Source organism: Variovorax sp. 01T439_2 (genome assembly GCF_056398445.1).
In genome coordinates this window covers 1-1633 of record NZ_JBFTPJ010001139.1, presented here as the reverse complement: position 1 = coordinate 1633, position 1633 = coordinate 1, and the positions used below count along the sequence as shown (strand labels likewise).

At 70.9% G+C, this 1633-nt stretch carries 2 protein-coding genes; both read left to right on the top strand.

Going from position 1 to position 1633, the window contains the following annotated elements; all coding sequences use genetic code 11:
- A partial coding sequence (locus AC1DOC_RS32820; protein WP_478131459.1) for a TonB-dependent receptor domain-containing protein occupies positions 1-1000 on the top strand: 1000 nt, incomplete at its 5' end.
- Positions 985-1633 (top strand): nucleotide-binding protein (locus AC1DOC_RS32815; protein ID WP_478131458.1); only part of this gene is annotated, 649 nt, incomplete at its 3' end. The genes AC1DOC_RS32820 and AC1DOC_RS32815, both read left to right, overlap by 16 nt.

Below are 1633 nucleotides of genomic sequence, written 5' to 3'. Positions count from 1 at the left end.
CATCTACAGCACGCGCGTGCAGGTCACCGATTCGCAGTCGGTCTACAAGACCCAGCCTTCGTTCTACCGCACCGAAACCAATCTGCGCGGCTACCTGTTCCAGAACGAATTCCGCTTCGGCCCGCACCTGGTGACGGCCACGCTCGAGCGCCGCGAAGACGCGCTCGAGAATGCGCCCACCACCAGCAGCGGCCTGCTCTCGAGCAAGCGCTCGCAGGACGCGGTCTCGCTCGGCTACGGCTTCGTGCAGGGCGCGCATTCGCTCCAGCTGCATGTGCGCCATGACGACGACAGCGAATTCGGCGGCAAGACCACCGGCAGCGCCGCCTACGGCTACGCGATCACGCCGCGCCTGCGCGCCACCGTCTCGGCCGGCACCGCCTTCCGCGCGCCCACGCTGTACCAGCGCTTCAGCGAATACGGCGTGGCCAGCCTCAAGCCCGAGTCGAGCCGCAACGTGGAGCTGGGCCTGCAGTACACCGATGGCGGCACGCATGCAGGCATCGTCGTCTACCAGAACCGCGTCGAGAACCTGATCGTGTTCGACGGCTCGGCCACCAACTGCCGCTCCGACTTCGGCTGTTATGCCAGCACCGCCCGCGCCCGCTACCAGGGCGTGACGCTGTCGGGTGGACACCRCATCGGCGACGTGAGCCTGCGCGCATCGCTCGACTTCCAGGACCCGCGCGACCTCGACACCGACCACCTGCTGGCCCGCCGCGCGCGCCGCCACGGCACGCTGGGCGCCGACTGGCGCATTGCCGGCTGGACGCTGGGCGCCGAACTGCAATCGTCGAGCAAGCGCTTCGACGATGCGGCCAACACGCGCACGCTGGGCGGCTATACCGTGCTGAACCTCGTGGCCAGCACGCAGATCACGCGCGACATCGGCCTGGTGGCCCGCGTCGACAATGTGGGCGACAAGGACTACACGCTTGCACGCGGCTACGCCACCGGCGGCCGCAACGCTTACATCGGCCTGAAGTGGACACCGCAATAAGCCAGCCCCGCAACAACGGCGAACCGATCGCCGCGCACAGCTGCGCCGCCGTGCTGGTGGCGGCGCCGGCTTCGGGCCAGGGCAAGACCACGGTGGCGGCCGCGTTGGCGCGGCTGCACGCGCGCCAGGGCCGGCGCGTGCGGGTCTTCAAGTGCGGGCCCGACTTTCTCGACCCGTACTGGCTGGCGCTTGCCAGCGGCGCGCCGGTGCATTCGCTCGACCTCTGGATRACCGGCGAGGCCGACTGCCGCCGGCGGCTGTATGCGGCCGCGGCCGAGGCCGACCTGCTGATCGTCGAGGGCGTCATGGGCCTGTTCGACGGCAGCCCCAGCGCGGCGGACCTGGCCGAGCGCTTCGGCCTGCCGGTGCTGGCCGTGATCGATGCGCAGGCCATGGCCGGCACCTTCGGCGCGCTGGCCTACGGCCTGCAGAACTTCCGCCCCGCGCTGCCCTGGGCCGGCGTGCTGGCCAACCGCGTGGCCGGCGAGCGCCATGCCGGCATGCTGAAGGACGCCTTGCGCGAACCGGCGCAGTGGCTCGGCAGCCTGCCGCGCGGCGCCGGTTTCGAACTGCCCGAGCGGCACCTGGGGCTGGTCGCTGCGCATGAACTCGGCGACGCGACGGCGCGGCTCG